Raw genomic sequence first — 2478 nt, forward strand, 5'->3', positions numbered from 1 at the left:
CGGGGGTGTGTGGCGGGGGGTTTTTTGCCCGGGGGGGGGGGGGGGGGGGGGGGGGGGGGGGGGGGGGGGGGGTGGGCTTCTTCTTCGGGGTGGCGGAAGCCGAAGGCCGCTTGGTGGTGGGGGAGTCGCTCGGGGTGGGCGAGGTGCTGCTTCGGTCCGGTGCCTTCGCCTCCGTCGTGCCGGACGCGGCGGGTCCGGCCGTACGGGCACGGTCGGCGGCGGGGCGCCGTCCGTCCGGCAGCGCGGACAGACTCCCGAGCGTCGCGAGCAACGCACCGGCGGCGGCCAGCCCGGCCACGACGCGTCTGCGGCGGTACCAGGGGCGGCGGGGGAGCGGGGACGGATCGCCCTGCTCCCCGGCAGGAACCGCCGCCTCCTCCCCGGCAGAGTCCGCCTCCTGCACCGCACTCGCCGTACGAGGCCGCCGGCGTGCCGCCACCGCCAGGAGCCAGCGGCGGTGGAGTTCCAGGCGTTCCTCCGGGGTCGCTCCGCAGAGCGCCGCGAAACGCTCCACGGGGGCGAAGTCGACAGGGACCGCCTCGCCCGCGCAATAGCGGTGCAGGGTCGAGGTGTTCATGGCCAGACGGCGGGCCAGCGAACCGTAGCTGCGGTCCGTGCGCTCCTTCAGCGCCCTCAGCAGCGCCGCGAACTCCCCGACGTCGTCCACGTCGTCCTGTGCCGACACGTTTCCCCCGCCTCGTAAGGTCCGACCCGGCCCGGGACGGCATCCCAGGCATCCCTGTACCTGCACGTCAGACGGGCTGGGATGGTTCCACCGTGCCCGATCGGCCGTCGGCTGTTGCGCCCGGACGCTGTGACCGCTGATGCTCTTGGTGTCGCACCGACCAGGCCCGGGCCGACCTCCGGCCTCGCCGCGGCATCCACGTCCACGCAGTCATCCACGGGGGAACACCCATGTCCATGCGCATCCGAACGAGCGCTCTCACCGCACTCACCGTCGCCGCCCTCGCGGCGGGCACGGTCCTCACGGCACCGGCCGCCGGCGCCGCGCCGAAGGCCGCCGCGCCCAAGTTCCTGTCGGCGTCCCAGCTGCCGCCGCACCCGACGTCGTCCTGGACCGCCGGGCCGGTCACCGAAGGGTTCCCGGAGGAACTCGGCTTCTGCGTCAGTACGGAGGGCGTGCTCGATTACGACTACCGGCACCGGACGTTCCGGACCGACCTGGACACCAGCGCCGTGCAGTTGACCGTCGTGACGGGCACAGCCGCCCAGGCCAAGGCCCTGGCGAAGCACTACGACGACCTGATCCGCACCTGCGCCGACCGCATCGAGGAGTCCTCCCCCGACATCGAGGCCGAGGGCCGGGACTACGGCTCGCTGCCGGTCGAGGAGGGCGCCCGGGTCCGCGGACTGCACACCGAGACCTCCTGGGGGGCCACGGACATCGCGCTGCTGTCCGTCGGACAGGACGGCCGGACCGTCACCGTCGTCGAGTGGGGACAGATGGGCGACTTCGGTGACGCCCCCGTGGCCGCCTTCAAGAAGACGACCACCACCGCCGTCAAGAAGCTGTACTGACCGAGCGACCACCGGAGAGAACCAGGGCCGTCCTCCCGCCACGGGGGTCGGGAGGACGGCCTTGTTCCGGTCAGGGGCCCGGGGAAGACCGTCGTACTTCGGCCAACTTCACCGGACCGCCGCGCACGGGGGCCGGCTGCCCCACTCCTTCGTCGCGTACGCAAGGAACGGCAGCCGGCCATCGGCACATCGGCCGATCTCCTGCGGTCACGATCCGCCCGAGGACATGTACCGGCTACCCTCTTGTCCCCCTCCCCGCCACCGCCGTACCGCTCAGCGGCCCGCAGCCCGGCCCGCCGGTCCCGTCCGATTGGCCGAACACCCGGTCGTTGACGACTCGACATGACTGCCGCGTGTCCGATGGGGCATGGATCCCCGTGAACGTGTTCGAGCAGGAGGGGAACCGACATCGGCGCGCGGGCGGGGGTCATGGAGAGGCAGGCACGGGGAGGCGGTCCCATAACGATAGGGGCCTTCTCGGCGAAGACGGTGGAGGACAAGACCGACGACGACACGGAGCAGGTGCCCGTGCCTCAGTTGAGGCGCAGACTCGGGCGGGCGGACCTGCGGGCCGTGCCGGAAGCCCGCAGGGCCCTGCGGGAGCTGCTCGGGCAGTGGGGGAGGACCGGACGATCGGACGTAGCGGAACTGCTCACCAGCGAACTCGTCACCAACGCGATCGTCCACACCGATCGCGACGCGGTCCTGACGGCCACGGTCGGACCGCGTGGACTGCGGGTGGAGGTACGGGACTTCGTGGCCCGCAGACCCCGGCTGCGCGTACCGATCGCCGACGACGGTACGAACGGCAGGGGCCTGTTCCTTGTGCAGACCCTCGCCGACTCCTGGGGCGTCAGGCCGCACGGAGTGGGCAAGGCCGTCTGGTTCGAGCTGGAGGCCGAGGCGGCGTGAACGGGAAGGGGGCGCGGCCCGCAGGCC

3 protein-coding genes are annotated in these 2478 nt (G+C 72.6%); 2 read left to right on the forward strand and 1 reads right to left on the reverse strand.

What is annotated here, in order from left to right; translation table 11 throughout:
• On the reverse strand, window positions 1-685 hold a 685-nt coding region (locus ACFTZL_RS43950; protein ID WP_382595972.1), incomplete at its 3' end, for a helix-turn-helix domain-containing protein.
• Window positions 686-915: 230 nt separating this feature from the next.
• Between ACFTZL_RS43950 and ACFTZL_RS43955 the strand changes: the two genes are divergently transcribed.
• On the forward strand, window positions 916-1539 hold the full coding sequence (locus ACFTZL_RS43955) for a hypothetical protein (RefSeq protein ID WP_382595975.1): 624 nt from the start codon (window positions 916-918) through the stop codon (window positions 1537-1539).
• Window positions 1540-2028: 489 nt separating this feature from the next.
• Window positions 2029-2451 carry an ATP-binding protein gene (locus tag ACFTZL_RS43960; RefSeq protein ID WP_382595978.1) on the forward strand — a complete coding sequence of 141 codons (423 nt, stop codon included), beginning with the start codon at window positions 2029-2031 and terminating at the stop codon, window positions 2449-2451.
• Window positions 2452-2478: the final 27 nt, after the last annotated feature.

Origin of the sequence: Streptomyces sp. NPDC056948 (assembly GCF_042674225.1) — a bacterium.
In the GTDB taxonomy this organism is placed as follows: domain Bacteria; phylum Actinomycetota; class Actinomycetes; order Streptomycetales; family Streptomycetaceae; genus Streptomyces; species Streptomyces purpurascens.